Here is a 23,429-nt window from a genome sequence, read left to right on the forward strand (position 1 = left end):
GGCTCCTTACTCGCTGGTGTCTATGGTGGCTTCCATTGACAGGCCCACCTGCAAGGGGTGCGCCTTCAGCTCGGCCGGATCCAGCGCGATGCGCACCGGCAGCCGCTGCACCACCTTGATCCAGTTGCCGGTGGCGTTCTGCGCCGGGATCATCGCGAACGACGAACCGGAGCCGCCGGACAGGCCGGCCACCTTGCCGTGGTACACCACCTTGCCGCCGTAGAGGTCGGCGGTGAGTTCCACCGGCTGGCCGACGCGCACCTTGCTCAATTGCACTTCCTTGAAGTTGGCGTCGACGTGCGCGTCCTGCAGCGGCACCACCGACAATAGCGGCGTGCCGGCCTGCACCCGCTGCCCCACCTGGGCCTGCCGCTTCGCCACCACGCCGTCGACCTGGGCGCGGATCACGGTGCGGGCCAGATCCAGCCGCGCCTGGTCGCGTTTGGCGCGCGCCAGCGCCACTTCCGGATTGGTGTCGACGCTGGTGTCGGCGGTGAGGGTCTGGTTGGCCTTCAGCGAGCCGACGGCGGCGCGGTAGCTGGCCTCGCTCTGTTTCGCCGCGGCTTCGGCCGCCTTCAGGCTGGCGTCGGCGGTGGCGAAAGCGTTCTGGGCGTTGCTCAGCTCCTCGCCGGAAACCGATCCGCTCTTCGCCAGCGCCTGGCGCCGACTCAGGTCCAGTTTGGCGCGGGCGAGATCGGCGCGCGCCGCAACCAGCTGCGCCGCGCTGCGCGCCTGGTCGGCGCTCCTGGCCTGGGCCTGGGCGGCGAGGCCTTCGTCGTTGGCGAAATAGCCTTGCACCCGGCGCTCGGCTCGCGCCAGCTCGGCCTCGGCCTGCGCCAGATTGAGGCGGGCGTCGTTGTCGTTCAGCACCACCAGCACGTCGCCGGCCTTCACCGGCTGGGTGTCCACCACTTTCACTTCCTTGACGGTGCCGGCCACCTCCGGAGTGAGTTGGGCGATTTCGGCCGCGACATAGGCGTTGTCGGTGCTGACATGGTGGGAGGCGATCAGCGTCCAGTAAGCGCCATAGCCGATGGCCGCCGCGGCGACGACGCCGAACAGCAGGGTGAACAGCTTTTTGCGTTGCATGGGGTTGCCGGCGGCGGCGGGCGCTTCGGAGGCCGGCAGGGCTTGTACGTTTTCGCTCATGGTGGGTAGTCCTTGTTTGGGTTTGCCGGCGGCCTCAGCGGGCGGCCTGTTGTTCGGATGGTTGATAGCCGCCGCCCAGCGCCTTGATCAGCGCGATGTCCAGCGAGAAGCGGCGGGCTTCCAGCGAAGCCAGGCTGCGGCGGCTGGCGATGACGCCGTCTTCCGTGTTCAGCACGTCCAGATAGTTGGCCAAGCCGCCCTGGTAGCGGTTCTGGCTGACGCGGTAGGCCTCATCGGCGGTTTGCAGCGCCAGGCGGCGTTGTTCCAGCTGCGGCGTCAGCGCGGCTTGGCTGCTGACGGCATCGGCCACTTCGCGCAGCGCCTGGCTCAAGGTAGCGTCATAGCTGGCGACGGCGGCGTCGTAATCGGCGCGGGCCACGCGGTACTGGCCCTGTAATTGGCCGCCGCGGAAAATAGGCAGATTGATCGCCGGGCCGATGCCGGCTATGCCGGAACCGCTCTTGGCAAACAGGTCCAGCCCCAGCGACTGGGCGCCGACGAAGGCGGTGAGATTGACGTTGGGGTAGAACTGGGCCTGGGCCACGTCGATGCGTTTGCCCGCGGCTTCGGCGCGGAGGCGGGCGGCAGCCAGATCCGGTCGGCGGCCCAGCAGCTCGGCCGCCAGCGTGGCCGGGCGCGGCTGGCCGCGAAACAGGCCGGATGCCGGCCGGGCGATGGCCAGACCGCGGTCCGGCCCGGCGCCGATCAAGGCCGCCAGGCTGTGGCGTTGCAGCGCGATGCTCTCGTCGGCGGCTTCCAGGTCGGCGCGGGCGGCGGCCTGGCGCGATTCGGCCTGGCGCACGCTGCCCAGCGTTTCCAGCCCCTGTTGCTGGCGCTGGCGCATCAGCTCCACGGTATGGCCGCGCACGTCCAGCGCCTGGGCGGCGGCGTCGCGTTCGGCGAACAGCCGTGCCAGCTCGGCGTAGCCGGCGGCCAGCGAGGTGGTCAGCACCAGCCGCGCCTGGGCGGCGTCTGCCTGGGCGGCGGTCAGCTCCGAGGTGGCGGCGGCGACGGCCGCGCGGTTCTTGCCCCAGAAGTCCAGCTCGTAGCTGAAGTCCAGCGTGGCGCGGCCGCTGGTGTTGAAACCCGTCGGCGCCGGCATGCCGTTGTTGTAGCTTTGTTTGTCGCGGTTGATGGAGGCGTTCAGGTCGGCGCCGGGCAGCAGCGCGGCGCCGACCTGCTGCGCCAGGCCCTCGGCCTGGACCACGCGGGCGCGGGCGGCCGCCATATCCGGGGCCTGGCGCAACGCTTCGTCCATCAGCGCGTCGAGCTGGGCGTCGCCATATTTGCGCCACCACTGGGAGTCGGCCCACTGGCCATTGGCGGAGGAGGGCAGGCTTTGCGAGTTCTGGTATTGTGGCAGCGCCTTGGGCTGCGGCGGCTGGCCCAGGTCGGGCGCCGCGGCGCAGCCGGCCAAGAGCAGCGCCAGGCTTATCAGCAGGCCGGGGCGGCAGGGCGCGATCGTGGGTGGGGCGAAAGTATTCATGGGATTTTGCTCGGTCGGTCCAAGACAATAACTGTACGGTACGGTATAGTTATAAGACCGGTGGGATTCTTCTGTCAAGAAAAACTAAACTGAACGGTTCAGTTTTGAGGTCGATATGCGGACAAAAAGCGAAAGCAAGCGGCAGGCATTGGTCGCGGCGGCGACTGAGGTATTCATCGAGCGCGGCTACGAAGCGGCGTCGATGTCGGAGATATCCAGCCGCGCTGGCGGCTCCAAGGCCACGCTGTATAACTACTTCTCGTCCAAGGAGGAGTTGTTTTTGATGGTGATGCGCGAGCTGACCATCGAGATGTCGCAGGGTTATACCCGGCTGACCTCAGGCGCGGACCTGGGCCAGTCGCTGCGCAGTTTTGGCGAATTCTTCATCGCCAGGCTGTTCAGCCCCGAGCTGCGCGCGCTGCACGCCATCGTGATGGGGGCGGGCAGCCGCTCCAGGGTGGGGCGCTTGTTCTTCGAGAACGGCCCCAAGATAGGTTGGGGCAAGCTGGCGAGCTTCCTCGCCGACGAGATGGAGGCCGGGCGGCTGCGCCGGGCCGATCCGATGGTGGCGGCGCAGCACCTGCTCGGCCTGTTGCAGGCCGAGTGCCAGGCGGCGCTGATGACCGGGATGATAGAGGAGCTGGCGCCGGAGGCCGAGCGGCCGGTCAAGGTGGCGGCGGCGGTCGAGGTGTTTCTGGCGGCATACGGCGCGGCCTAGTTGTCGTCGCGTTGCTGTTCCACCCAGACCAGGCCGCCGATGTCCGACTGCAGCGCCCTGGCCTTGGCGAGGAAGGCGCGCTTCACGCTGTCGTCCGGCCGCTTGTCGCGCGCCAGCAGCCACAGGTAACCGCGGCTGGGGCCCATCACCACCGCCCAGCGGTAGTCCGGGTCCAGCGCCACCACGCGGTAGCCGATGTAGAAGGGGCCCAGCAACGTTACCCTGAGCGAGGCCACGCTCGGGCTGCCGTCGAAGCAGGCATGGTTCACCGTCACGCGCCAACTGCCGCTGGCCGGGTCGTAGCCGCGGTTGACTATGCGGATGCTGCCGTCGGGATTGCGGCTGTAGTCGGCGCTGACCGCCGTCAGGCCGCGCTCGACGCGGTTCTCCAGCCGGGCGATTTCATACCAGCGGCCCTGGTAGCGCTGGATGTCGAAGCCGCTGACCGGCATGCCGTCTTCCGGCGCGGCGACGCCGCGGCCGGCGAGGAGAGTCAGCGCCGTCATCCAGGCGCAGGCCAGGGGGCGGTTCAGTGAGGGCATCGATGCCTCCTTTCCTGCCGCGGGCTCAATCAGCGGCCAGGCGCCGCCGCAGCCAGGCGATCGGCGCGCCGATCAGCGGCAGTTTCTGCAGCAGCTCCTCTGCGGCGTCCCAGTAGTCGCGGTGCCGGTCGACCAGGCCACTGTCGTCGAAGTACAGGTGGCTGCCGCCATGGATGCGGTACTGGCGGCCGCCCAGGCCGAAGTAGAAGTCCCTGCTGACGAAGGCCTGGTTTCGCTGCCGCAGCGCCGCGACGACGAAGCGGGGCGCCGCGAGGCGGTGGAACATGTGGCGGAAAACCGCCTCGATGGCGCGGACCCCGGCCACGTCGTTGAACGGGTCCTTGAGGCGGGCGTCCGGCGCAGAGTAACGGTCGATGTCGTCCAGGTTGTCCGGACTCAGCGCCTGGTACCAGTCCAGCAGCGCTGAGAGGGCGGGGAAATCGTCGTCGGGTTTCATGTTCTGGCCAGTCTTTTCAGCAGCGGCAGCCGCAGACGATAGGGCAGCATCCGCAGCAGCTTCAGCCACAGCGTGAAGCGGTAAGGGAAGTGGATTTCAAAGCGGCCGCGTTCCAGGCCGCGCCGGATATGGCCGGCGGCCTGCGGCGGCGTCAACAGCGCCGGCATGGCGAAGTGGTTGCGGGCGGTGAGCGCGGTTTTGACGAAGCCGGGATTGATCAGATACACCGCCAGTCCGCGCGGATTGAGCTCGGCGTACAGGAGTTCGGCCAGATTGATCAGCGCCGCCTTGCTCGGCCCGTAGACCGCGGCGCCGGGCAGGCCGACGTAGCCGGCCACGCTGGCGATCAGCGCGATGCCGCCGCGGCCTTGCGCCAGCATGTGCGGCAGTATGGTTTCCAGGCCGTAATAGACGCCGGCCAGATTGACCGCCAGCGTGCGGTCCGCCAGCGCGGATTCCACCTGCCAGATGTGTTCCGGCCGGTAGTCGGCGGCGCAGAACACCACCAGGTCGGGCAGCTTGTCCTGGCGGAGCAGCGACAGCCAGGCGGCATTCCAGGCCGGCGGCTGGCTGACGTCCAGCGGCTCCACCCTGGCGCGGGGGTAGTGGTTGGCCAGCCGCCGCAGCGGTTCGATGCTGCGGGAGGATAGGATCACTTCGGCGCCGGCCTGCAGCAACTGCTCGGCCAGCGCGGCGCCGATGCCGCTGGAGCTGCCTACCACCCAGACCCGGCGCAGGCTCCAGTCATCGATGGCGGGGTTGAGGGTGAGGGCCATGGTCTACTCCGGTTTGCGGAAGAACAGCGTGACTTCGCCCAGGCCCAGTCCCAGCTTGCTCATGCTGGCGCGGTTGAGCATGGAGCGCTTGTCGATCAGGAACATCCAGTCATCCATGTCCACCAGGTACTCGTTGCCGTCCACCGGCAAGCGCAGCTGGTAGCGCCAGTGCAGCGCGTTGCCGGCGGCCGCGCCGCGCGCTTCTCCGGCGACATCGCCGGCCAGGCAGTGCCATAGGCGGTCGCTGCCGTGCCGCAGGCGCCAGACGCGTCGCTGCCGGCTGCCGTCGGCGTAGAGGAAGCGCTCGTCCAGCACCAGCTCGCCGTCTTGCAGACGGCCGTCCATTTCCACGCTGAAGCGCTTCGCCAGCCGGCCTTGCCGGTCCTGGAACATGCCCCAGGCCTGGGTTTTGCCCAGGAAGAACTGAGCCGGATCGAAAATCGGCTGCGCGGCGGCGTAGTCCTCCACCCTGGGGCCGGCGCAGCCGGCCAGCAGCAGGGCCAGGCAGGCGAGGCGGCGCATGTTCAGTCTCCCGCCAGCAGGAATTGCGACACGCCTATGCTGGCTTCGTCGAAGCCGGCCTCGCAGTAGCACAGGTACAGCCGCCAGATGCGGATGAAGGCCTCGTCGAAGCCCTGAGCGCGCACCGCGTCCAGCCGGGTTTCGAAGGCCGCGCGCCAGCGGCGCAGCGTCTCGGCGTAGTCGGGGCCGAAGTCCAGCCGGTCGACGCAGGGCAGTCCGGACTTGGCCGCCAGTTGCTCGAAGCGCGGCACGCTGGGCAGCATGCCGCCGGGAAAGACGAAGGTCTGGATGAAGTCGCTGCCGGCGCGGTATTGCAGGAAGCGCGCCGGGTCGATGGTGATGCTTTGCACCAGCGCGCGGCCGCCCGGCTTCAGGCAGCGCTTGAGGGTGGCGAAGTAGCCGGGCCAGTAGCGCTCGCCCACCGCCTCGAACATTTCTATCGACACGATGGCGTCGTATTGCCCGGATAGGTCGCGGTAGTCGCGCCATTCCAGTTGCGCCAGCGGCTGCCCGGCCAGCCTGTGCCGCGCATGCGCGAGCTGGGCGTCGGAAATGGTGACGCCGCGCACCGCCACGCCCAGGCGCCCGGCATGCTCGGCGAAGCCGCCCCAGCCGCAGCCTATCTCCAGCACCCGCATGCCGGGCCGCAGTTGCAGCGCCTCGCAGATGCGCTGGTATTTGGCGTTTTGGGCGGCCGCCAGGGTTTGCGCGTAGTCGCCGTCGAACCAGGCGCTGGAGTAGGTCCAGCCAGCGTCCAGCCACAGCCGGTAGAAGTCGTTGCCGATATCGTAATGGGCATGGATGTTGCGCTGACTGCCGCCCCGGCTGTTGCCGCGCAGCCAGTGGCGCAGTCGGTGCCACAGCTTGTTCAGGCTGCTGCCCAACGCGCCCAGATGCATGTCTTGTTCGTTTTTCAGCGCCAGCCGCAGCAGGGCGGTGAAGTCCGGGCTGTCGAGCTGGCCGTCGCGGTAGGCTTCGGCCAGGCCGATGTCGCCGCCGCGCAGGAGCCGGGAGCAGGCCTGCCAGTGCTTGAGGTGCAGCACGGCGCTGGCGGGCGGATACGGCGAGCCGAACCACAGTTCCTCGCCATCCGGGGTGATCAGCTGCAGGCTGCCGTGGCGCAGGCCGGAGAGCAGCGACAGCAGGACGCGGCCGCTGGCCGGGATGTCGCACAGTCGGGCGGGAAGGCGATGGGTGGCGTTCATCGGGGGATCTCCTGGCTGTGGCTAAGAGGCGCGGCAGGCGGCGATGGCTTGCGGAAAAACGGCACTTTCTTCAGCCACAGCCGCGCGGCCTGCCAGTGGATGCGGACGGCGCAGCGCGGCGGGGCTGAAGGGAATGAGTCTGCCGCCGATGACGGTGTCGAGCAGCGCGCCGGCATCGTCGTGGTAGTCGATGCGCGCTCGCGCGCCGTCTTCGGCGAAGCGGAAGCGGTAATGTCCCTCCACCTGGCAGAATGGCGACAGGTGCAGCAGCTTGCGGCAGGCCAGCTCGCAGCCGGAGGCGATGGTCTCGCCGCCCGGGCGGCTCAGCAGGTGGCAGTGGTGTTCGCCTAAGGTGTTGTTGACCTCGGCCAGCACCGCGCGCAGCTTGCCGCGCTGGGCGAACAGCGCGATCAGATTGGGATAGGTGTGGTCGTTGTACACCAGGAGGCCGGTGTCGACGGCAAACTGCCGGCCATGCGCGGCCATGTCTACGCTGTGGGTGTGGCCGCCCAGGTAGTCGGCCGATTCAAACAAAGTCAGCTGATGGCGGCGGCCGAGGAAATAGGCTGCCCCCAGGCCGGAAATGCCCGAGCCTATCACGGCGATGCGTTGGCGCTTGGAGTGGTTCACAGCGGTTCCTGTCAGACGGTTTAGCGCTTGGCAGCGGCGGCTTAGCTGCTTATAGTCAGCATATAACCTGTCTGTTAAAAAAGATACCAATCAGTAAAAGGTGTTACCAATGAGTATTTTCGGCAAGCTCAGCTTCAAGGACCAAGCCTTCAAACTCCGGGAGGCGGCGGTGCTGGACGCCACGACCCGGCTGTTGGCGAGCAAGGGCTTCGACCTGATGACGATGGACGACGTGGCTGGCGAGGCCGGCATCTCCAAGCCCAGCCTGTACAAGCATTTCAAATCCAAGGACGAGCTGGCTACTGAAGTGATGATCCGCCTGCTGGACGATGCGATGGCCTATCTGGCAGAGCAGGACGCCGAGCTGACGCCGTTGCAGCGGCTGCAGGATCTGCTGGCCTGGGCGCTGCGGACGCGGCTGCAGGGTGGGCTGCCCTTCCTGCCGTCCACCAGCCCGCAGGTAAGGGCGATGCTGACGCGCAGCCTGGGCTACGTCAGCCGGGCCCTGAAGCTGCACCGCCAACTGGACGCCATCGTCACCGTCGGCAAGAAGGTGGGGGAACTGAGAGCGGAATTGCCCAACGATGTCATCTTGTACAGCTACTACGCCCGCACTTGCGATCCGTCGGTGGAGTACCTGCGGGTGTACGGCAAATACGCCGACGAGGAGATTGTCGGCCATATGCTGGCTGTCGGTTTCGGCGGGTTGTCTGGCCGCGGCGCTTTATGATATTGAAATCCTGCCTGTGCGATAATGCCGCACTTGCCCGTGAAACGCGCCGACCGGCGCAGAAAGCCGCAAGATGAGCACCTCCAGCCTGCTGACCTCGCTGTTCCGCTACAAGGCCTGGGCCAATGACGAACTGTTCGCCGCGGCGGCGGCGCTGGAGGATGGCGCGCACGCCGAGGCTCTGCATGGCGTCATCCGCATCCTCAACCATATTCATGTGGTGGACAGCATTTTCGCCGCCCATTTGCAGGGCGGGAACATGGCTATGCCGCCACCAATACCCCAGAAACGCCCGCATTGGCCGATCTGCGCGCCGCGGTGAGCGAAACCGACGCCTGGTATCTTGCGCATGTCGCCGGCCTGGATGAGCAGGGGCTGGCCTAGCGGCTGGACTTCGTCTTCACCGACGGCGGCCATGGCAGCATGAGCCGCGAGGAAATGCTGATGCATGTGATCACTCATGGCGGCTACCACCGCGGCGCGGCGGGCCGCATCCTGGCGCAGCAGGACATCGCGCCGCCGCGCGACCTCTACACCCGCTTTCTGCACGACAGCCAGCCGGCGCGCCGCGCGGCGGATTGAGCACGGATGAAAAAACACCCCGGCTGCGTGAGCAGCCGGGGTGTTTGCTTTTGGCGGAGGTGCTCAGTCGCTGACGCGAATGGCAAGCAAAGCCTGAGGCGGCGGAGTGTTGCGTGAATCAGTCAATATGAAGATGTCTTGCTGCAAATATTCATATTGAACATATGCAAGCTTGTTACAATTGCGGCCGCTATTGCAGCGGCGCGGCTTGAAGCCTGATTTGGGCAGTCGATGCGGCGCCGCATCGTAATTTTTCCGGCTGGCGCAGCGCGCGGGGGCAATCCCGCGGCTGTGGCCGGCCGCTGTTGTGTCCGGGCCAGGCGCCGGACGTTTTCAGTCCTTATTCAGGTAAGCAGCAAGCATGTTCAAGAACTGGTCGGTCAAACAAAAAATCCTGGTCAGCGTGGCGCTGATCCTGTTCACGTCCTTGCTGATCGCCGGCGTGGTGTCCACCCGGATGTTCCAGGCCGCGCTGACCGAGCGGCTGGAGCAGCATGAGCTGAAGGCCACGGTGGAAGGCATCCGCAACGAGCTGGACGCCTCCATCGCGCTGCCTTTGAGCCAGACCCGGCAGATGGCGGCCAACACCTATCTGTTGGACTGGACCGCCGCGGGCGAGCCTGAGTCCGGCGTGGCCGGCTGGCAACGCTACGCCAAGGCACTGATGCAGACCTCTGGCGCGTCGATCATCTCCTGGACTTCCGAGGCCACGCTCAATATCTACATCGACCACGCCACGGTGAAGGCCGATCCCAAGGGCAACGACAAGTGGCTGGCCGACTTCCTGGCCTCCGGCCGCGAGAGCCAGTTCACGCTGGGCTCGGAAACCGGCAAGCAGCAGGTGATGATGTTCGTCAACGTGCTGGCCAACAAGGGCCAGAGCGGCCATCGCGCGGTGGCGGCGCTGGGCTTCGACGTGACCTCGATGGCCGAGCGCGTGCGCAAGATGGCGGTGGGCGAGCACGGCCAAGTGTATGTGGTGGACGCCACCGGCCAGGTGCGTCTGCACCGCGACCCGGCGATGATGCAGAACAAGGCCATGTTGGCCGGCCTGCCGGGTATGGCCGACGTCGCGCCGTCGTTGTTGAACAAGTCCGGCTTCAACCTGGCGCATTTCAACGGCCCGAACGGGCCCACCATCGTCGCCTCCAGCTATATGCCCAACGCCGACTGGTTCGTGGTGGTGGAGATGGACGCAGGTGAAGTCTACGGCGTGGTCACCCGCACCATCTGGTGGGTGATGGCGGTGGACGCGGTGGTGCTGCTGCTGTCGCTGCTGCTGATCTGGTGGGTGTCCGGCTTCATCAGCCGGCCGCTGGTGCAGCTGCGCAACGCGATGCGGGCGCTCGGTTCCGGCCACGGCGACCTGACCATCCGCCTGCCGGTGCACAGCGGCGACGAAACCGGCCAGGTGGCCGACGCCTTCAACCGCTTCATGGAGCAGTTGCGCGGCATGTTCCTGCAGGTGCGCTCGCAAAGCGGCCAGTTGCACAACAGCGCCGGCGAGCTGTCGCGGATGACCCAGCGGCTGGCGACCGGCTCGCGCAACAATGCCGATCTGAGCGAAACCACCGCCGCCACCATCGAGCAGCTGTCGGTCAGCGTCAGCCATATCGCCGGCAACTGCCATGGCACCGCCGAGGCGGTGCAGCAGGCGGGCGCGCTGTCGGAGCAGAGCGCGCAGGCGGTGGGCAAGGTCAGCGTCGAGATCGGTTCGGTCGCGCAGTCGATGGACGAGGTGAAGGCGGTGATGGAGCAGCTGGAAAGCCGCTCGGCGCAGGTGGGCAGCATCGCCGGCGTGATCAAGGACATTGCTGACCAGACTAATCTCTTGGCGTTGAACGCGGCGATCGAGGCCGCGCGCGCCGGCGAGCAGGGCCGCGGCTTCGCGGTGGTGGCGGACGAGGTGAGGAAGCTTGCCGAGCGCACCAGCCAGGCGACGGTGGAGATAGATCAGGTGGTCGGCGGAATGCAGCAGGGCTCGGGACAGGCGAAAGCCCGCGTCGGCGAAACCTACGGCGTGGTGCGGGGCGGAGTGGAGCTGGCCGAGGAGGCGCAACGCCAGATTTCCGAGATCCAGTCCAGCATGCAACTGGTAGTGCGCCAGGCGGCGGAAATCCGCGATGCCGCCAGCGAGCAGTCCAAGGCCACCGAGGACATGGCGCGCACCGCCGAGCAGATGTCGTCGCAGGCGCTGCAGTCCGACGCCGAAATCACCCGCGCCAGCGCGGTGGTGGCCGATCTGGAGCAGCTGTCGCAGGCGCTGGAGCAGGTGGTGGGCCGCTTCAAGCTGTAGGCGGCGCGGGCGGGGAGGGCTGGTCCAGGCTACCCTCCCCTGCGGCGTAGCCGCAGACGAAATCGATGAACACCCGAACTTTCTCCGCCAGGTGGCGGGTAGCGGGATAGACCGCGTACACGCCCTGTTGCGGGAAGGCGTATTCCGGCAGCAGGCGCCGCAGGCGGCCGGCCGCCACCGCCTCGCGCGCCAGCCAGTCCGGCAGCAGAGCCACGCCGCAGCCGCGCAGCGCAAAATCCAATAGCGCGCCGGAAGTGTCGGCGACTATCCTGGCGCCGCCCCTGACATCCAGCTCCACCGTCTCGCCCTCCCTTTGCAGCGGCCAGCGCAGCGGCGTGGCCAGCCGGCTGTGCGCCAGCCAGTCGGCCCGAGCCAGGTCGTCCAGCGTGTCTACCGAGCGGCCGGGCTGCGCCAGATAGCTGGGCGAGGCCAGCGGCCAGATGTCGAAGCGCTCGATCAGCCGGGCGCGGTAACTGGAGTCGACCAGCGTGCCCAGGCGGATCGCCACGTCGAATTGCTCCGAGATCAGGTCGGCCTGCTGCGACGACGAGGAGTGGCGGATGCGCAGCTGCGGATGCAGCCGGGCGAATGCCGCCAGCGCCGGCACGATGCGGTAATGGCCGTATTCCACCGTGGCGCTCAGCCTGAGGGTGCCTTGCAGGCCGCCATGTTGCTGTCGCGCGTTGTCCATCGCCGTTTGCGCCTGCTGCAGCACTTGCTGGCAGTCGTGGTAGAAGCGCCGGCCGGTTTCGGTCAACTCCAGCCGGCGGGTGCTGCGCGCCAGCAGCGATACCCCCAGCTCGGTTTCCAGCTGCTTGAGGTTGAAGCTGACCACCGCCTTGCTCAGGCCCAGCGCGTCGGCGGCGGCGGTCTGCGAGCCGGCGTCCACCACGGCGACGAAGATTCTGAAGCGTTGCAGACTCATGCCTTTCCCATCGTTATTGTCAAAATTATTTTGATATTCTAATCGTAATTGTCCTGTTTTTCCGTGATTTTAGCCTTGCTAAGCTGCGTTTCCGAATATGCTGGAGGATGCGCGATGGAGTATCGCAAACGCGTAGCGGCGGTGTACCTGCTGGGGTTTTTCGTCGACCTGGTCAATCTTTTCATCGGCAATGTCGCCTTTCCGGACATCGCGCTGGCTTTCCGCTGCGATGTCGCCGCGCTGGCCTGGGTCAGCACCGCCTACATCCTGGGGCTGACGGTGGTGATTCCGCTGGGCAACTGGCTGGCGGCCGCCTATGGCGGCAAGCGGGTATTCATCGCCTCGCTGCTGCTGTTCATGGCGGGCTCGCTGGGCGCCGGGCTGGCGGGTTCGCTGGCGCAGCTGATCGCCTGGCGCGCGCTGCAGGGCCTGGGCGGCGGCCTGCTGATCCCGCTGGGCCAGACCATGACCTACCGTTTGTACCAGCCGGCGGAGCGGCCGGGGCTGACCGCGCTGATCCTGCTGGTGGGGCAGCTGGCTCCGGCCTTGTCGCCGGCCGTCGGCGGGCTGATCGTCGACAGCCTGGGCTGGCGCTGGGTGTTCTTCCTCAATCTGCCCCTGGCCGCCTTGCCCTTGCTGCTGGCTTGCCTGTGGCTGCGGGACGAGCGCGAGTCCTTGCCGGTCGGACGGCTGGACTGGGCCGGCCTGTTGCTGGGCAGCCTGGCCTTGCTGGCGGTGCTGCAGGGGCTGAGCGAGCTGGCGCAGCCGCAAACCTGGTTGCGCGGCGGCGTCGCGCTGCTGGCCGGGCTGGGTCTTGCGGCGGCCTATGTCCGCCATGCGCGGCGTTGGCCGCAGCCCATTTTGCGGCTGGAGTTGCTGCGCGAGCCGCTGTTGCGTTCGGCCATGCTGATGTATCTGCTGGTGCCCGGCGTCTTCATGGGCGTCAGCCTGGTGGCCATGCTCTATCTGCAACAGGTGTTGGGCCTGGCGGCGGCCAGCGCCGGCATGCTGATGCTGCCGTGGTCGCTGGGCGCGTTCAGCGCCATTTCGCTGACCGGCCGCCGCTATCGGCATTGGGGGCCGAGGCCCCTGCTGCTGGCGGGCGCGCTGGCGCAGGCGTTGGGCTTCCTGCTGCTGTGGAGGGTGAGCGCGGCGGCGCAGATGCCGCTATTGGCCGCCGCTTACCTATTGATGGGCCTGGGCGGCACCTTGTGCAGCAGCGCCAGCCAAAGCACCGCTTTTCTGCGGGTGGCGCCGGAGAGGATGGGCGAGGCCAGCGCGCTGTGGAACATCAACCGCCAGGTCAGCTTCTGCCTGGGCATGGTGGCGCTCAGCATGCTGCTCAATCTATTGCTGGCCTGGCGCGGGGTCGTCGACCCGGCGCAGCCGGCCTGGCGCGAAGCGGCCACCGAAGTGTTCCACCTGTGTTTTCTCGTCGCCGCCGCCTGCATGCTGCTGCCCCTGTGGCTGGGCGGACGCATCGGCAACCGGGCGGTATTGCAGCTGCTGCGGCAGCCTTGAAGAGGAGAGTGTGCATGAACCAAGAAGCATCCGAAGTCTTCGCCTGCGTCGCCGACACGCTGGCGCGGATCCAGCATTGGCTGGGCGACGGGCCGCAGTCGGCCCGGGAATTGGAGGCGCTGATGGCGTGCTTCGCGCCGGAGTTTTCCATGATCACGCCGCGGGGCGAGCGGCTGGACCGTGACGGTTTGCGCGCTTTCTTCGAGGTGGCGGCGGGCAGCCGGCCGGGTCTGGCGATTGCGCTGGATGGAATGGAGCTGGTGTGGCCGGGGCCGGACTGCGCGATGGTGGCGTACGGCGAAACCCAGACGCTGGGCGACGGCAGCGGCAATTACCGGCTGGCGAGCGCGGCGCTGCAAAGGGACGGCGCCGGCGGCTGGCGCTGGCGCCATCTGCAGGAAACCGGCAGGCCCGGATGAGGCGCTGCCGGTTGGCGCGGGGCGATGGCCGCCGGGAGGCGGCCAGGCCGGCTTAGTAGCCTACGGTGAAGCGGCTGCGTTGATGTTCGGCCTTTTCCAGCTCGTCTATCATCGCGACGGCGTAGTCCTGCACCGAGATGTGGCTGTTGCCGGCGTCGTCAACCAGCAGCTGGTCCTTGCCCAGGCGGAACTTGCCGGTGCGCTCGCCCGGCTGCAGCATCGCCGACGGGCTCAGCAGCGTCCAGTTCAGTTCGGTTTCGGCGCGCAGCAGGTTCAGCGCTTCGCGGGCGCCCAGCGCCGAGGCCTTCCATTGTTCCGGGAATTCCGGGGTATCCACCAGTTGCACGCCGGGAGCCACTTCCAGGCTGCCGGCGCCGCCGACCACCAATAGGCGCGGGGCTTTGGCGGCCTTGGCGGCGACGACGATGGAGCGGATGCCCTTGACGAAGTAGTCGAACTGTTCGGCCTGGGCGTGGCCGCTGAAGGCGCTGAGCACGGCGTCGAAGCCTTGCAGCTGCGCGGCCAGGGCGGCGCTGTCCTGCACGTCGGTTTTCACCGCGGTCAGATTGGCTTGCGCCTCGATGCGTTCCGGACGCGATACCAGGGCGGTGACGTGGTGGCCGCGTTGCAGCGCTTCTTGCAACAGGGCGGAACCGACATAGCCGCTGGCGCCGATCAGAGCGATTTTCATGGTGTGACTCCTTCAATCAAGTTTGCTTGGGTGCGCCGCGGTGCAGCGCTGATGGACGTCATCATGCGCTGTTGCATTGATTCGATAAACAGCTGTTATCATAAATGATTGTTATCAAATAATTGACAATTACGATGAAGCGCGGCGCGGAACACAATCTGGAAGGTTTGCAGATCTTCACCGTGGTGGCGGAGGCCGGCGGTTTTACCGCCGCCGCCGAACGGCTGGGAATGACCAAGGCCAATGTCAGCCTGCAGGTGGGGCGGCTGGAGGCGCAGCTGGGCGCGACGCTGTTCACCCGCACCACGCGCCGGGTGAAGCTGACTGAGGCCGGCCAGGCCCTGTACCTGGACGCGCAGCCGGCGCTGGCGGCCCTGCGCGAGGCGCTGCTGCAGGCCGGTCACGGCGCGGCGGCGCTGTCCGGCGTGCTGCGCCTCACCGCGCCGGTGGGGCATATGGTGGAGTCGGTGGCGCCGGCGGTGGCGCAGTTCGTCCGCCTGCATCCGGAACTGCAGCTGGAGCTGCACGCCAATGACCGGATGGTGGACCTGGTGGCCGAGGGCATGGACCTGGCCATCCGCCTGGGCACATTGCGCGATTCATCGTTGCGGGCGCTGAAGCTGGGGGAGTTCGCCCAGCAACTGGTGGCTTCGCCCGATTACCTGCTGCGGCGTGGCCTGCCGCAAAGGCCGGAAGACCTGGCCGATCACGACTGGGTGGCGCTGACGCTGCTGAAGACGCCGCTGACCTGGCGCTTTGTCGCCGCCGACGGCGCGGAAGCCCCGGTGCGGATGCGTTCGCGGCTCAAGGTGGATTCCGGCGCGTCCTTGCGCACGCTGCTGCTGGCCGGCGCCGGCCTGTCGGTGCTGGATTCCTTCAGCGTGCAGGACGACATCCGCGAGGGGCGGCTGGTGCATGTGTTGCCGCAATGGACCTTGCCCAAGGGCGGCGTCTACGCGGTGTTCCCGCCCGGCCGCCATGCGCCGGCCAGCGTGCGCGCCTTCGTCGAATTTTACCGGGTGTTCCTGGCGCGGCCGGCCTAGACCCTACTCGCGTCCGCTGCGGCGCTGATTGTCCGGCAGGGCGGCGCGCACCCGCGGCAGCGTGTAGTCGATGAAGGCCTGGTACTTGCGCGACAAGGGCGTGCGGAACGGGTGTACCAGGTAGATAGGCCAATAGTCGCAGTGCCAGTCCGGCAGAACTTGCCGCAGCGCGCCGCTTTGCAGCTGTTGCTGCACCGAATAGTCGGCCAGCAGCGTGATGCCGTGGCCGGCCTGCGCCAGCTCGGAGCGCAAGGGGTAGCTGTTCAGATACAGCCGGGCGGCCACCGGCTGGCGGACGATGTTTTCGCCGGATTGCAGCGCCAGGCCGTTTTTCTGCTCCGACTCCAGCAGCAGCAGCCGGTGCCGCGCCAGGTCGGCGGGCTGCAGGATGGGCGGATGGCGTTCCAGATAGGCCGGCGAGGCGTACAGGTTCTCCCGGGCGTAGCCCGCCAGCCGCGCCACCAGCCTGTCGTCGTGCACCTTGTGCGAGCGCGCCGAGCGCAAGCAGAAATCCAGCACATTGCTGATCGGGTCCTGCAGCTGGTTGTTGACTTGCAGCGACAACTGCAGCGCCGGATATTCCTCGGACATGTCGCTCAATATCGGTCCCAGCACATGCTCCGCCAGCGACGACGTGGTGCTCACCGTCAGCGGCCCCTCCATATCGCACTGGGTCTGGTCCACCGCCATCCTGGCCTGGGCCAGCATTTCGCGCAGCCGCGCCGCATGCGGCTTCAGCCTTTCTCCGGCTTCGGTCAGCGCCACCTTGCGGGTGGTGCGCAGCACCAGCACCGCGCCCAGTTCCTGCTCCAGTTCCTTGACGCGGGCGCTGATCAGGCTCTTGTGGCAGTCCAGCAGCTCGGCGGCTGCGGTGAAGCTGCCGCCGCGCGCCAGCGCGTCGAAGGCCAGCAGCTTGTCGGGGGAGGGCATTGTTTTCATATCAGGACAATCAATCCGGAATGGCGCGTTTATTCGGAGTATTTCCGGAACTATCCTAGCACGCATCGACAATATGTCATCAGAAACGAGGCACGCGATGCGTTACCTGTACCGACTCTATCCCTGGCTGTTCCAGCGCGAGATCGCCCAATGCCGCCGCGTCTGCCAGCGGCATCATTGGGAGGCGGAAATCCGCCGCAACGTGTTCTGAGCGGCATGATCCTGTGGCTGGCGGATGCGCGACGCCGCCAGCGCGCCGCTGAGCGAGGCCAGCGCGGCCAGCGCCATGCCCCAGAGCAGCGCCTGCTGCAGATTGGCGCAGCGGCCGGTGATCAGCGCCGCGCCGGCGGTGCCCACCAGCGCGCCAGTTTGGCGGATGGCGTTGAGCACGGCCGAGGCGGTGCTGCCCATTTGCGGCGGCGCGCTCTCCAGCACTGTCGCCGTCATCGGCGCGATGGCCAGCGCGTTGCCCAGCGCCAGCGGCAGCATCGCCGCCAGTTGCCAGGGCAGGCTGTGGAAGCTGGCCAGCGCCAGGAGCAGGTAGCCGGCGGCGGCCAGCAACAGGCCATCGCGGATCTGGCGGCGCGCGCCGATTCTAGGCAGCAGCCGGCCGGCGATGATATTGCCCGCGGTCAGGCACAGCGCTAGCGGCAGCAGCGCCAATCCCGCCCGCAGCGCGTCCAGATGCAGGCCTTGCTGCAGGTAGAGGCTGAGCAGCAGCAGGCTGCCGAAATAGGCGACGCCGATGACGAAGCCCACCCAGTTGGCGGCGGCGAAGGCCGGGTGTTGAAACAGCCGCGGCGGTACCATCGCCTGCGGATTGCGGCGCTCCAGTCGCCAGAACAGCAGGGCAGAGGCGGCCGCGGCGGCCAGCAGCGCCGGCAGCGGCCAGCCGCCGGCCAGATGCGGCCCTTCAATCAGCGCATAGCAGGCCAGCAGCAGGGTCAGCATGCCGGACAGTTGGCCGGGAACATCGGCCTGGCGTGCCGGCGCGGCCGGCTGGGCCGGCACGGTGCGCGCCACCGCCAGCAATGCGGCCAGGCCCACCGGCACATTGATCAGGAAGGCGCCGCGCCAGCCCAACGGCCCCAGGATCAGCCCGCCCAATACCGGCCCGGCGGCGGCGGCGGTAGCCACCAGGCCGCCAAAAATGCCCACGGCGCGGGCGCGCGCCGCCGCTTGCGGAAAGGCGTGGCGCAGCAGGCCCAGCGAGCTGGGCATGAACAGCGCCGCCGCCATGCCCTGCAGCAGGCGCGCGGCGATCAGCATCTCCACATTGGCGGCCAGGCCGCACAGCAGGGAGGTCAGCACGAACAGGCCCAGGCCCCAGGCGAACACCCTGCGCGCGCCCAGGCGGTCGGCCAGCCAGCCGGCGCTGAGCATCAGGCCGGCGAAGGTCAGAACATAGGCGTCCACCACCCAGGTGAGCTGGCTGAGGCTGGCGTGCAGGCCGCGCTGCAGTTCCGGCAGCGCCAGGTTGACGATATTGGTGTCGAGTATCGCCATGAACATGCCGGCGCTTAGCGTCAATAGCGTGGCCAGGCCGGTTTGGGGGATGGGGCGATGAGGCATGGAACTATCCGTTGGCGAAGGAAACCCGGCCATGTTAGGCGATAATGTGATGCGTAAATATAGACAAATATGACGAATGGTGATGCAATTTCGCATCAATGACGGAGCGGATGCGATGAACTGGGACAATGCGCGTTACTTCCTGGCGCTGGCGCGCGCCGGCAGCCTGCGCGGCGCGGCGCACAAGCTGGAGGTGGACCAGGCCACGGTGGGGCGGCGGCTGCAGGCTTTCGAATCCGAGATCGGCAGCCGCCTGTTCCTGCGCACGCCGCAGGGCTACCAGTTGAGCGAGGCCGGACGCATGCTGCTGGCGGACGCGGAAAGAATGGAGGCGGCGGCCGAGGCCTTCGGCCGCAAGGCGGCGCAGAGCGACCAGCAATTGGCCGGGCCGGTGCACATCGCCGCCACCGACACCGTGGCGGAAAGCTTCGTCATCCCGGCGCTGGCCCGTCTCAGCCGCAGCCATCCCGAGTTGGAGTTCACCCTCAGCACCGGGCTGGGCCTGAGCGACGTGGCGGCCGGCGAGGCGGACCTGGCGATCCGCAGCCTGCGGCCGCAGAAGGGCGATTTGCTGATCCGCAAGCTGGCCACCATCGAGATGGGGTTGTACGCGTCGGACGACTACCTGGCGCGGCGCGGCCGGCCGCAGCCGGGCGGCGGTTTCGCCGGGCATGAGTTGCTGATGTTTCCGCGCGGCACGGTGCCGCGCCACTGGCAGCAGTTGTGCGGCGAGGACATCGGCCAGGCGCGCATCGCGCTGCAGGCCAATTCGCAGCTGACGCTGAGGCAGGCGGCGCTGCAGGGCATGGGCATCGCGCTGCTGTCCGCCTTCATCGCCGACCATGACGCCGGCTTGCAGCGCGTCTGGCCGGATCATGTGGACCAGGTGGAGATGTGGCTGGTGCTGCACCCGGATCTGCAGAAGGTGGCGCGGGTGAGAGCGGCGGTGGAGGCGATCGCGGCGGCGTTTGGGGCTGGGCAGACCGGATGAGGCGAAGCAAAAAAAGCGCCCCGTGACCGGGGCGGAGTGCAAGCAGGGTAGATGGGAGGCGCCGATCAGCGGTTCTGGAAGCTCTGTAGCACAGTCAGCAGGCTGGTCAGGTTGTCGGCGACGCCGCCCTGGGCGACTTTCTCGGTGGCGGCGGCGCCGGCCATGGTGTTCATGCTGTAGATCTGCATCACGCCCATATTGGCGGCGGCCTGCGCCAGCGTGTTCTGCTGCTGCTGGGCCGACACGGAGTTCTCGAACAGGATGCCGGTCGAGTGCGCCATGGTCTGGTAGATCGAACCCATCGCCATCGCCGGGGCTTCTCCCAGCACTTTCACGTTGCTTTGGGTGACGGCGTCGGTGATCTGGTTGTTGACGGAAGTCGGAAATGCCATTTTGTATCTCCTGGTTTAGTTTGAATGAAGGATCAGCGGTTCTGGAAGGATTGCAGCACGGTCATCAGGCTGGACAGATTGTCCGGAATGCCGGCCTGGCTGACCTTCTCGGTGGCGGCGGCGTCGGCCATGGTGTCCAGGCTGTAGATCTGCATCACGCCGGTATTGGCGGCGGCCTGGCTCAGCGTGTTCTGCTGCTGCCGGGCCGAGACCGCGTTTTCGAACAGGATGCCGGTGGAGTGGGATGCGGTCTGGAACAGCGAGCCCATCGCCATGGCCGGGCCTTCGGCCAACACCTTGACGTTGGTCTGGGTGACGGCGTCGGTGATCTGGTCGTTTACTGCGGTGTAAGCCATATCTTATCTCCTTGCCGGGAGCGCCTTAGCGGCGGAACGATTGCAGCACCGTCATCAGGCTGCTCAGGTTGTCGGCCACGCCGGCCTGGCTGACCTTTTCGGTGCCGGCGGCGTCGGCCATGGTGTCCACGCTATAGATCTGCATCACGCCGGTGTTGGCGGCGGCCTGGCCCAACGTGTTCTGCTGCTGCTGGGCCGACACGGCGTTTTCGAACAAGATGCCCGTGGAGTGGGACGCGGTCTGGAACAGCGATCCCATTGCCATAGCGGGCGCTTCGCCCAGCACCTTGACGTTGGATTGGGTGACGGCATCGGTGATTTGGCTGTTTACGGCGGTGTTGTTGGCCATGAGTTAGCTCCGGTATCAAATGGGCGCTGGATCAGCGGCTCTGGAAGGACTGCAGCACGGTCATCAGGCTGGTCAGGTTGTCGGCCACGCCGGCTTGGCTGACCTTCTCGGTGGCGGCGGCGTCGGCCATGGTGTCCATGCTGTAGATCTGCATCACACCCATATTGGCGGCGGCTTGCGCAAGGGTGTTCTGCTGCTGCTGCGAGGACACGGCATTTTCGAACAGGATGCCGGTGGAGTGGGCCATGGTCTGGTACAGCGAACCCATGGCCATGGCCGGAGATTCGCCCAGCACCTTGACGTTGGATTGGGTGACGGCGTCGGTGATCTGGTCGTTTACGGAAGTGGGGAAGGACATGTGTTTCTCCTGATTGGGATTCGAAGGTCTGGGGTGTTGCAGCCGGTAGCGGCGGTCTTGCATCCGGGGCGCCGGCGCCGCGGGACGCGGCAGAGGCCTGGCGGGGGCGTTTCTCGTCATGGCGGCGTTGGCGGCCGGAGCCGGCTTGGCCGATCGAGCGGTTTGCGCAGCCTGCTGCCGGCTGGGGCCGGCTGCAGGTGGGCGTTTGACCGTGGCGAAGCGTGCGACGGGAAACTGTTGCCGCCAGGGCCGAGCGCGCCGACGTTTGCGATGGGGCATCGGTCAGCTCCGCTGGGCCGTGCCGATTAACGGCGGAACGACTGCAGCACGGTCAGCAGGCTGGTCAGGTTGTCCGCGATGCCGCCTTGGCTGACTTTCTCGGTGCCGGCGGCGGCAGCCATGGTGTTCATGCTGTAGATCTGCATCAATCCCATATTGGCGGCGGCCTGGCTCAGCGTGTTTTGCTGCTGCTGCGAGGACACGGCGTTCTGGAACAGGATGCCGGTGGAGTGGGCCATGGTCTGGTAGATCGAACCCATGGCCATGGCCGGGGCTTCGCCCAGCACCTTGACGTTGGACTGGGTGACGGCGTCGGTGATTTGGTCGTTGACGGAAGTCGGAAAAGACATGCGTGGCTCCTTGTTTTAGATGAGGGAAACGAGACACCGGGGGGAGGAGGCGGCCGGCTGGCCCTCCTCTCCTGGTGCTACTGCATGAACGGCGTCGAGGGTGGGCTGTGAACATCACTGGCGGCCGATGCCACAGGCGCAACAAGCGTGTCTGCGACGCCCGGAGCGGCAGCGGCTGGGGGGATGGCAGGGGCGCTCGGCGCGGCGGGCGGCATGGCCGGGGTTGCCGCGTCCTGCGCCGGTCCGGGCTGGGGAGGCGGAGTGGTCTGCGGGGATGACAGTGCGGCGGCATCCATCGCCTGCAACTTCATCACCACTTCCTGCAATTGCGCGGACAGCGGGCCGAAATACTGCTGGAAGCACTGCTCCACCTCCTGCCGCGCCAGATTGGACAGGTGTCCGGCGATCTGGCTCAGCGCCAACTGGCTGCCCGGCTGCAAAGTTCCCATGGCAGGCTGCAGCGACGAGGGCCGCAGCTCGGCCAGGCTTTGCGTGCCTTCCAGCAGCTTGAGGATGGCTTGCTCCTCGGCCTCCTGCACTTGCAGCGCCTGGCTGGAGCTGGCCTGGATTGAGGACAAGAGATCGCGCATATTGGCGTTGGCATGCTGATGGCCATGCGAGATGGCATGCTGGGTCTGTTGCCGGGCCTGCTGGATGGGCGCCAATTGTGGAGAGGCGCTCTGCGCGTTCTGTTGAAACGCCGCTAGCGTTTGCGTCTCTTGCGGCTGTAGCGAGCGTCCCAGATACTGTTCTGCTACTTGGCGCAAGGCGGGGTTCAGCGGTGTATCAGCCATGGCTGGCATCCTGGTGTTGGCTTATCAGCGGGGCCAAGGCGCTGCGCATGGCCAAGAGCGCGTGCAATACCGACAGGAAGCGGTTGTCGTCATGGCCGGCTGTGGCGTTCATCAAATCATTGGCCCAGGCGCCCAGATGGTTGCCCAACAACTGCGAAACCTGCTCGTGCAGATGGTTCAGCTCGTCTTGCATGGCGTTTCTCCGTAAGAAAAGAATGCGAAAACAGCCCGCGCGGCTAAGCCGGCGGGCTGTTGCAAGAACGGTGGAGGGCCGCGTTTGTGAAAGCGTCAGTTGGCGACTGGGGCCTGGAACAAGGCTTGCTCGGCCTGGCGGCGGCGCTGCAGGCCAGGCACTTCTTGGCCGCCAGCCCGGTCCCAGCGCGGAAACTCGCCGGCGGCGCCGGCGTAATCGCGTTGATTCAGCAGCTTGAGCAGGGTGGAACTTTGCAGATTGGCCAGACCCAGGTTGTAGCTGAAGCTGACCAGGGCGGCAAACTGGTTGGCGTTTAGCGATACCTTGACCAGACGACCTACGCCGGCCTCGAAGCGGGCCAGGTCGCCCGCCAGCAATTGGTCGGCCTGCGCCTGGGTGATGACTTGGCCGGGTTTTACGTCAGACCCGGTGTGGCCGTAGCCTATGGTCCACACGTTCACCATGTCCTGATAGGCGATCAGTCTGAGACCTTCGAATTTTTTGATCAGCGCCAGACCGGCGGCATTGGTTTGCATGAGGTTTCCTTTGCGCAGGGATGGGTTTGCCGCGCCTAGGCTACGCGGCGCGGACGGGGAGCGTTCAGTGTGCACGGTGGTTTGTGCCGTGGCCGCAGGACGGGTTTCAGCGATGGCGGGCCCGGGCGCGCGCTTTCAGGCGGTAGGGGCATCCGCCGGCGGCGGCGTCAGCCATTGGCGCAGGCACTGCGCCAGCGCCGGCGGCAGCTCGCTCAGCGTCTGCTGCAGCGACTCCATCCGTTCGTCCCATAGTTGGCGGCCTTCCTGGCTGGCGGCGTTGAGCGCGAGCAAGGCGTCGCCGTCGCCGCGCGCCTGCTGCAGCGCCTGCTGCAGCTTGTAGGCTTGCCCGCGCCAGCCGGCGGCCCATTGCAGCTGCCACAGCAGGCATTGCCTGGCGTATTCGGTCCAGGTGTCATCGCACTGGCGGCCCAGCTCCAGCCAGGAAGCCGCGCCGGCGCGCTGTTGCCAGGCTTCCCGCCATTGCCGCAGCGCTTGCTGCTGCCATTCGCTCAGCTTCTCGCCGCCGTTCAGCCCGGCTAGCAGCCAGTCTTTCCATTGCCGTTCTTCCGGCAGGCCGGCAAAGACGAGCCGGCTCCAGTCATCGGGGGTATTCGCGCTCATGGCGGTC

General features: G+C 67.0%; 29 protein-coding genes and 1 pseudogene. 9 read left to right on the forward strand and 21 right to left on the reverse strand.

Translation table 11 applies throughout. The features are described 5' to 3' along the window. Positions 1 to 6: 6 nt before the first annotated feature. Complete coding sequence (locus tag BI347_RS24240) at positions 7 to 1,149, reverse strand: HlyD family secretion protein (protein ID WP_071115262.1); 1,143 nt, start codon at positions 1,147 to 1,149, stop codon at positions 7 to 9. 34 nt (positions 1,150 to 1,183) lie between these two features. After that, entirely contained in the window at positions 1,184 to 2,635 is a 1,452-nt protein-coding gene (locus BI347_RS02940; RefSeq protein ID WP_071115263.1) for an efflux transporter outer membrane subunit, read from the reverse strand. A 115-nt stretch (positions 2,636 to 2,750) separates the two neighbouring features. Between BI347_RS02940 and BI347_RS02945 the strand changes: the two genes are divergently transcribed. After that, a complete protein-coding gene (locus tag BI347_RS02945) occupies positions 2,751 to 3,353 on the forward strand; it encodes a TetR/AcrR family transcriptional regulator (RefSeq protein ID WP_071111299.1) in 603 nt (200 codons plus the stop codon). Here BI347_RS02945 and BI347_RS02950 read toward each other — a convergent pair. The 6 genes and pseudogenes from BI347_RS02950 to BI347_RS02975 all read right to left on the reverse strand — a co-directional run bounded on the left by BI347_RS02950 (position 3,350) and on the right by BI347_RS02975 (position 7,485). Beyond that, the gene (locus tag BI347_RS02950) at positions 3,350 to 3,895 is read right to left on the reverse strand and encodes a lipocalin family protein (protein WP_071115264.1); all 546 of its coding nucleotides are present in this window, start codon (positions 3,893 to 3,895) and stop codon (positions 3,350 to 3,352) included. The two genes, BI347_RS02945 and BI347_RS02950, sit on opposite strands and share 4 nt — an antisense overlap. A 25-nt stretch (positions 3,896 to 3,920) precedes the next feature. Beyond that, entirely contained in the window at positions 3,921 to 4,352 is a 432-nt protein-coding gene (locus BI347_RS02955) for a nuclear transport factor 2 family protein (protein WP_071115265.1), read from the reverse strand. Beyond that, positions 4,349 to 5,128, reverse strand: coding sequence for an SDR family NAD(P)-dependent oxidoreductase (locus BI347_RS02960; protein WP_071111296.1), 780 nt, complete (start codon positions 5,126 to 5,128; stop codon positions 4,349 to 4,351). Before BI347_RS02960 ends, BI347_RS02955 begins: the two co-directional genes overlap by 4 nt. Before the next feature lie 3 nt (positions 5,129 to 5,131). Further along, positions 5,132 to 5,650: a DUF3833 family protein gene (locus BI347_RS02965; protein WP_071115266.1), complete on the reverse strand. Its 519-nt coding sequence runs from the start codon at positions 5,648 to 5,650 to the stop codon at positions 5,132 to 5,134. Between the two features lie 2 nt (positions 5,651 to 5,652). Beyond that, positions 5,653 to 6,855 carry an SAM-dependent methyltransferase gene (locus BI347_RS02970; RefSeq protein ID WP_071111294.1) on the reverse strand — a complete coding sequence of 401 codons (1,203 nt, stop codon included), beginning with the start codon at positions 6,853 to 6,855 and terminating at the stop codon, positions 5,653 to 5,655. After that, positions 6,852 to 7,485, reverse strand: a pseudogene (locus BI347_RS02975) (DUF1365 family protein). The gene BI347_RS02970 and the pseudogene BI347_RS02975 overlap by 4 nt, the downstream one beginning before the upstream one ends. A gap of 109 nt (positions 7,486 to 7,594) precedes the next feature. Here BI347_RS02975 and BI347_RS02980 point away from each other — a divergent pair. The 4 genes from BI347_RS02980 (at position 7,595) to BI347_RS02990 (ending at position 11,093) form a co-directional block, all read left to right on the forward strand. Then, complete coding sequence (locus BI347_RS02980; RefSeq protein WP_071111292.1) at positions 7,595 to 8,215, forward strand: TetR/AcrR family transcriptional regulator; 621 nt, start codon at positions 7,595 to 7,597, stop codon at positions 8,213 to 8,215. 73 nt (positions 8,216 to 8,288) lie between these two features. Beyond that, positions 8,289 to 8,537, forward strand: coding sequence for a DinB family protein (locus BI347_RS24745; protein ID WP_204377991.1), 249 nt, complete (start codon positions 8,289 to 8,291; stop codon positions 8,535 to 8,537). A gap of 122 nt (positions 8,538 to 8,659) precedes the next feature. Then, positions 8,660 to 8,797 (forward strand): DinB family protein, encoded by a 138-nt coding sequence (locus BI347_RS24750; protein ID WP_275636783.1) that lies wholly within the window; start codon positions 8,660 to 8,662, stop codon positions 8,795 to 8,797. A 361-nt stretch (positions 8,798 to 9,158) separates the two neighbouring features. Further along, positions 9,159 to 11,093, forward strand: coding sequence for a methyl-accepting chemotaxis protein (locus tag BI347_RS02990; protein ID WP_071115268.1), 1,935 nt, complete (start codon positions 9,159 to 9,161; stop codon positions 11,091 to 11,093). On the opposite strand, the gene BI347_RS02995 is transcribed toward BI347_RS02990, so the two are convergent. After that, positions 11,083 to 12,018: a LysR family transcriptional regulator gene (locus tag BI347_RS02995; RefSeq protein ID WP_071115269.1), complete on the reverse strand. Its 936-nt coding sequence runs from the start codon at positions 12,016 to 12,018 to the stop codon at positions 11,083 to 11,085. The two genes, BI347_RS02990 and BI347_RS02995, sit on opposite strands and share 11 nt — an antisense overlap. 114 nt (positions 12,019 to 12,132) lie before the next feature. On the opposite strand from BI347_RS02995, the gene BI347_RS03000 reads away from it, so the two are divergent. Together BI347_RS03000 and BI347_RS03005 are read left to right on the forward strand one after the other, a co-directional pair. Then, positions 12,133 to 13,539 carry an MFS transporter gene (locus tag BI347_RS03000; protein ID WP_071115270.1) on the forward strand — a complete coding sequence of 469 codons (1,407 nt, stop codon included), beginning with the start codon at positions 12,133 to 12,135 and terminating at the stop codon, positions 13,537 to 13,539. 14 nt (positions 13,540 to 13,553) lie between these two features. Next, entirely contained in the window at positions 13,554 to 13,958 is a 405-nt protein-coding gene (locus BI347_RS03005) for a DUF4440 domain-containing protein (RefSeq protein ID WP_071115271.1), read from the forward strand. Positions 13,959 to 14,010: 52 nt separating this feature from the next. On the opposite strand, the gene BI347_RS03010 is transcribed toward BI347_RS03005, so the two are convergent. After that, a complete protein-coding gene (locus tag BI347_RS03010) occupies positions 14,011 to 14,649 on the reverse strand; it encodes an NAD(P)-dependent oxidoreductase (RefSeq protein ID WP_071115272.1) in 639 nt (212 codons plus the stop codon). 134 nt (positions 14,650 to 14,783) lie between these two features. Between BI347_RS03010 and BI347_RS03015 the strand changes: the two genes are divergently transcribed. Beyond that, positions 14,784 to 15,692 carry a LysR family transcriptional regulator gene (locus BI347_RS03015; protein WP_071115273.1) on the forward strand — a complete coding sequence of 303 codons (909 nt, stop codon included), beginning with the start codon at positions 14,784 to 14,786 and terminating at the stop codon, positions 15,690 to 15,692. A gap of 3 nt (positions 15,693 to 15,695) precedes the next feature. Here the strand turns inward: BI347_RS03015 and BI347_RS03020 are convergent, their stop codons facing one another. Together BI347_RS03020 and BI347_RS03025 are read right to left on the reverse strand one after the other, a co-directional pair. After that, positions 15,696 to 16,631 (reverse strand): LysR family transcriptional regulator, encoded by a 936-nt coding sequence (locus BI347_RS03020; protein ID WP_071111284.1) that lies wholly within the window; start codon positions 16,629 to 16,631, stop codon positions 15,696 to 15,698. 174 nt (positions 16,632 to 16,805) lie between these two features. Then, positions 16,806 to 18,203, reverse strand: coding sequence for an MFS transporter (locus tag BI347_RS03025; protein WP_071115274.1), 1,398 nt, complete (start codon positions 18,201 to 18,203; stop codon positions 16,806 to 16,808). Between the two features lie 82 nt (positions 18,204 to 18,285). Between BI347_RS03025 and BI347_RS03030 the strand changes: the two genes are divergently transcribed. Continuing rightward, positions 18,286 to 19,194, forward strand: a complete 909-nt coding sequence (locus BI347_RS03030; protein WP_239690809.1) for a LysR family transcriptional regulator — start codon at positions 18,286 to 18,288, stop codon at positions 19,192 to 19,194. A gap of 65 nt (positions 19,195 to 19,259) precedes the next feature. Here the strand turns inward: BI347_RS03030 and BI347_RS03035 are convergent, their stop codons facing one another. From BI347_RS03035 to BI347_RS03075, 9 genes are all read right to left on the reverse strand, one after another. Further along, positions 19,260 to 19,586: a RebB family R body protein gene (locus tag BI347_RS03035; protein WP_071111282.1), complete on the reverse strand. Its 327-nt coding sequence runs from the start codon at positions 19,584 to 19,586 to the stop codon at positions 19,260 to 19,262. Between the two features lie 32 nt (positions 19,587 to 19,618). Further along, positions 19,619 to 19,942, reverse strand: a complete 324-nt coding sequence (locus tag BI347_RS03040; protein ID WP_071111281.1) for a RebB family R body protein — start codon at positions 19,940 to 19,942, stop codon at positions 19,619 to 19,621. 25 nt (positions 19,943 to 19,967) lie between these two features. Next, positions 19,968 to 20,291, reverse strand: a complete 324-nt coding sequence (locus BI347_RS03045) for a RebB family R body protein (RefSeq protein WP_071111280.1) — start codon at positions 20,289 to 20,291, stop codon at positions 19,968 to 19,970. Between the two features lie 31 nt (positions 20,292 to 20,322). Beyond that, positions 20,323 to 20,649 carry a RebB family R body protein gene (locus BI347_RS03050; RefSeq protein WP_071111279.1) on the reverse strand — a complete coding sequence of 109 codons (327 nt, stop codon included), beginning with the start codon at positions 20,647 to 20,649 and terminating at the stop codon, positions 20,323 to 20,325. 305 nt (positions 20,650 to 20,954) lie between these two features. Next, complete coding sequence (locus BI347_RS03055) at positions 20,955 to 21,278, reverse strand: RebB family R body protein (RefSeq protein WP_071111278.1); 324 nt, start codon at positions 21,276 to 21,278, stop codon at positions 20,955 to 20,957. A 77-nt stretch (positions 21,279 to 21,355) separates the two neighbouring features. Further along, complete coding sequence (locus tag BI347_RS03060; RefSeq protein ID WP_139166854.1) at positions 21,356 to 22,072, reverse strand: hypothetical protein; 717 nt, start codon at positions 22,070 to 22,072, stop codon at positions 21,356 to 21,358. Further along, a complete protein-coding gene (locus tag BI347_RS03065) occupies positions 22,065 to 22,265 on the reverse strand; it encodes a hypothetical protein (RefSeq protein WP_071111276.1) in 201 nt (66 codons plus the stop codon). Before BI347_RS03065 ends, BI347_RS03060 begins: the two co-directional genes overlap by 8 nt. Positions 22,266 to 22,360: 95 nt before the next feature. Next, on the reverse strand, positions 22,361 to 22,801 hold the full coding sequence (locus BI347_RS03070) for a lysozyme (protein ID WP_071115275.1): 441 nt from the start codon (positions 22,799 to 22,801) through the stop codon (positions 22,361 to 22,363). Between the two features lie 135 nt (positions 22,802 to 22,936). Further along, on the reverse strand, positions 22,937 to 23,422 hold the full coding sequence (locus BI347_RS03075) for a hypothetical protein (protein WP_071111274.1): 486 nt from the start codon (positions 23,420 to 23,422) through the stop codon (positions 22,937 to 22,939). Between the last annotated feature and the right edge of the window lie 7 nt (positions 23,423 to 23,429).

It is taken from the genome of Chromobacterium sphagni, assembly GCF_001855575.1.
GTDB classification, from domain to species: domain Bacteria; phylum Pseudomonadota; class Gammaproteobacteria; order Burkholderiales; family Chromobacteriaceae; genus Chromobacterium; species Chromobacterium sphagni.

Excerpts from the sequence above, each read along its gene's own strand:
- BI347_RS24240 (WP_071115262.1), bottom strand. The coding sequence starts at position 1,149 with ATGAGCGAAAACGTACAAGCCCTGCCGGCCTCCGAAGCGCCCGCCGCC.
- BI347_RS02940 (WP_071115263.1), bottom strand. The coding sequence starts at position 2,635 with ATGAATACTTTCGCCCCACCCACGATCGCGCCCTGCCGCCCCGGCCTG.
- BI347_RS02945 (WP_071111299.1), top strand. The coding sequence starts at position 2,751 with ATGCGGACAAAAAGCGAAAGCAAGCGGCAGGCATTGGTCGCGGCGGCG.
- BI347_RS02950 (WP_071115264.1), bottom strand. The coding sequence starts at position 3,895 with ATGCCCTCACTGAACCGCCCCCTGGCCTGCGCCTGGATGACGGCGCTG.
- BI347_RS02955 (WP_071115265.1), bottom strand. The coding sequence starts at position 4,352 with ATGAAACCCGACGACGATTTCCCCGCCCTCTCAGCGCTGCTGGACTGG.
- BI347_RS02960 (WP_071111296.1), bottom strand. The coding sequence starts at position 5,128 with ATGGCCCTCACCCTCAACCCCGCCATCGATGACTGGAGCCTGCGCCGG.
- BI347_RS02965 (WP_071115266.1), bottom strand. The coding sequence starts at position 5,650 with ATGCGCCGCCTCGCCTGCCTGGCCCTGCTGCTGGCCGGCTGCGCCGGC.
- BI347_RS02970 (WP_071111294.1), bottom strand. The coding sequence starts at position 6,855 with ATGAACGCCACCCATCGCCTTCCCGCCCGACTGTGCGACATCCCGGCC.
- BI347_RS02980 (WP_071111292.1), top strand. The coding sequence starts at position 7,595 with ATGAGTATTTTCGGCAAGCTCAGCTTCAAGGACCAAGCCTTCAAACTC.
- BI347_RS24745 (WP_204377991.1), top strand. The coding sequence starts at position 8,289 with ATGAGCACCTCCAGCCTGCTGACCTCGCTGTTCCGCTACAAGGCCTGG.
- BI347_RS24750 (WP_275636783.1), top strand. The coding sequence starts at position 8,660 with ATGCATGTGATCACTCATGGCGGCTACCACCGCGGCGCGGCGGGCCGC.
- BI347_RS02990 (WP_071115268.1), top strand. The coding sequence starts at position 9,159 with ATGTTCAAGAACTGGTCGGTCAAACAAAAAATCCTGGTCAGCGTGGCG.
- BI347_RS02995 (WP_071115269.1), bottom strand. The coding sequence starts at position 12,018 with ATGAGTCTGCAACGCTTCAGAATCTTCGTCGCCGTGGTGGACGCCGGC.
- BI347_RS03000 (WP_071115270.1), top strand. The coding sequence starts at position 12,133 with ATGGAGTATCGCAAACGCGTAGCGGCGGTGTACCTGCTGGGGTTTTTC.
- BI347_RS03005 (WP_071115271.1), top strand. The coding sequence starts at position 13,554 with ATGAACCAAGAAGCATCCGAAGTCTTCGCCTGCGTCGCCGACACGCTG.
- BI347_RS03010 (WP_071115272.1), bottom strand. The coding sequence starts at position 14,649 with ATGAAAATCGCTCTGATCGGCGCCAGCGGCTATGTCGGTTCCGCCCTG.
- BI347_RS03015 (WP_071115273.1), top strand. The coding sequence starts at position 14,784 with ATGAAGCGCGGCGCGGAACACAATCTGGAAGGTTTGCAGATCTTCACC.
- BI347_RS03020 (WP_071111284.1), bottom strand. The coding sequence starts at position 16,631 with ATGAAAACAATGCCCTCCCCCGACAAGCTGCTGGCCTTCGACGCGCTG.
- BI347_RS03025 (WP_071115274.1), bottom strand. The coding sequence starts at position 18,203 with ATGCCTCATCGCCCCATCCCCCAAACCGGCCTGGCCACGCTATTGACG.
- BI347_RS03030 (WP_239690809.1), top strand. The coding sequence starts at position 18,286 with ATGCAATTTCGCATCAATGACGGAGCGGATGCGATGAACTGGGACAAT.
- BI347_RS03035 (WP_071111282.1), bottom strand. The coding sequence starts at position 19,586 with ATGGCATTTCCGACTTCCGTCAACAACCAGATCACCGACGCCGTCACC.
- BI347_RS03040 (WP_071111281.1), bottom strand. The coding sequence starts at position 19,942 with ATGGCTTACACCGCAGTAAACGACCAGATCACCGACGCCGTCACCCAG.
- BI347_RS03045 (WP_071111280.1), bottom strand. The coding sequence starts at position 20,291 with ATGGCCAACAACACCGCCGTAAACAGCCAAATCACCGATGCCGTCACC.
- BI347_RS03050 (WP_071111279.1), bottom strand. The coding sequence starts at position 20,649 with ATGTCCTTCCCCACTTCCGTAAACGACCAGATCACCGACGCCGTCACC.
- BI347_RS03055 (WP_071111278.1), bottom strand. The coding sequence starts at position 21,278 with ATGTCTTTTCCGACTTCCGTCAACGACCAAATCACCGACGCCGTCACC.
- BI347_RS03060 (WP_139166854.1), bottom strand. The coding sequence starts at position 22,072 with ATGGCTGATACACCGCTGAACCCCGCCTTGCGCCAAGTAGCAGAACAG.
- BI347_RS03065 (WP_071111276.1), bottom strand. The coding sequence starts at position 22,265 with ATGCAAGACGAGCTGAACCATCTGCACGAGCAGGTTTCGCAGTTGTTG.
- BI347_RS03070 (WP_071115275.1), bottom strand. The coding sequence starts at position 22,801 with ATGCAAACCAATGCCGCCGGTCTGGCGCTGATCAAAAAATTCGAAGGT.
- BI347_RS03075 (WP_071111274.1), bottom strand. The coding sequence starts at position 23,422 with ATGAGCGCGAATACCCCCGATGACTGGAGCCGGCTCGTCTTTGCCGGC.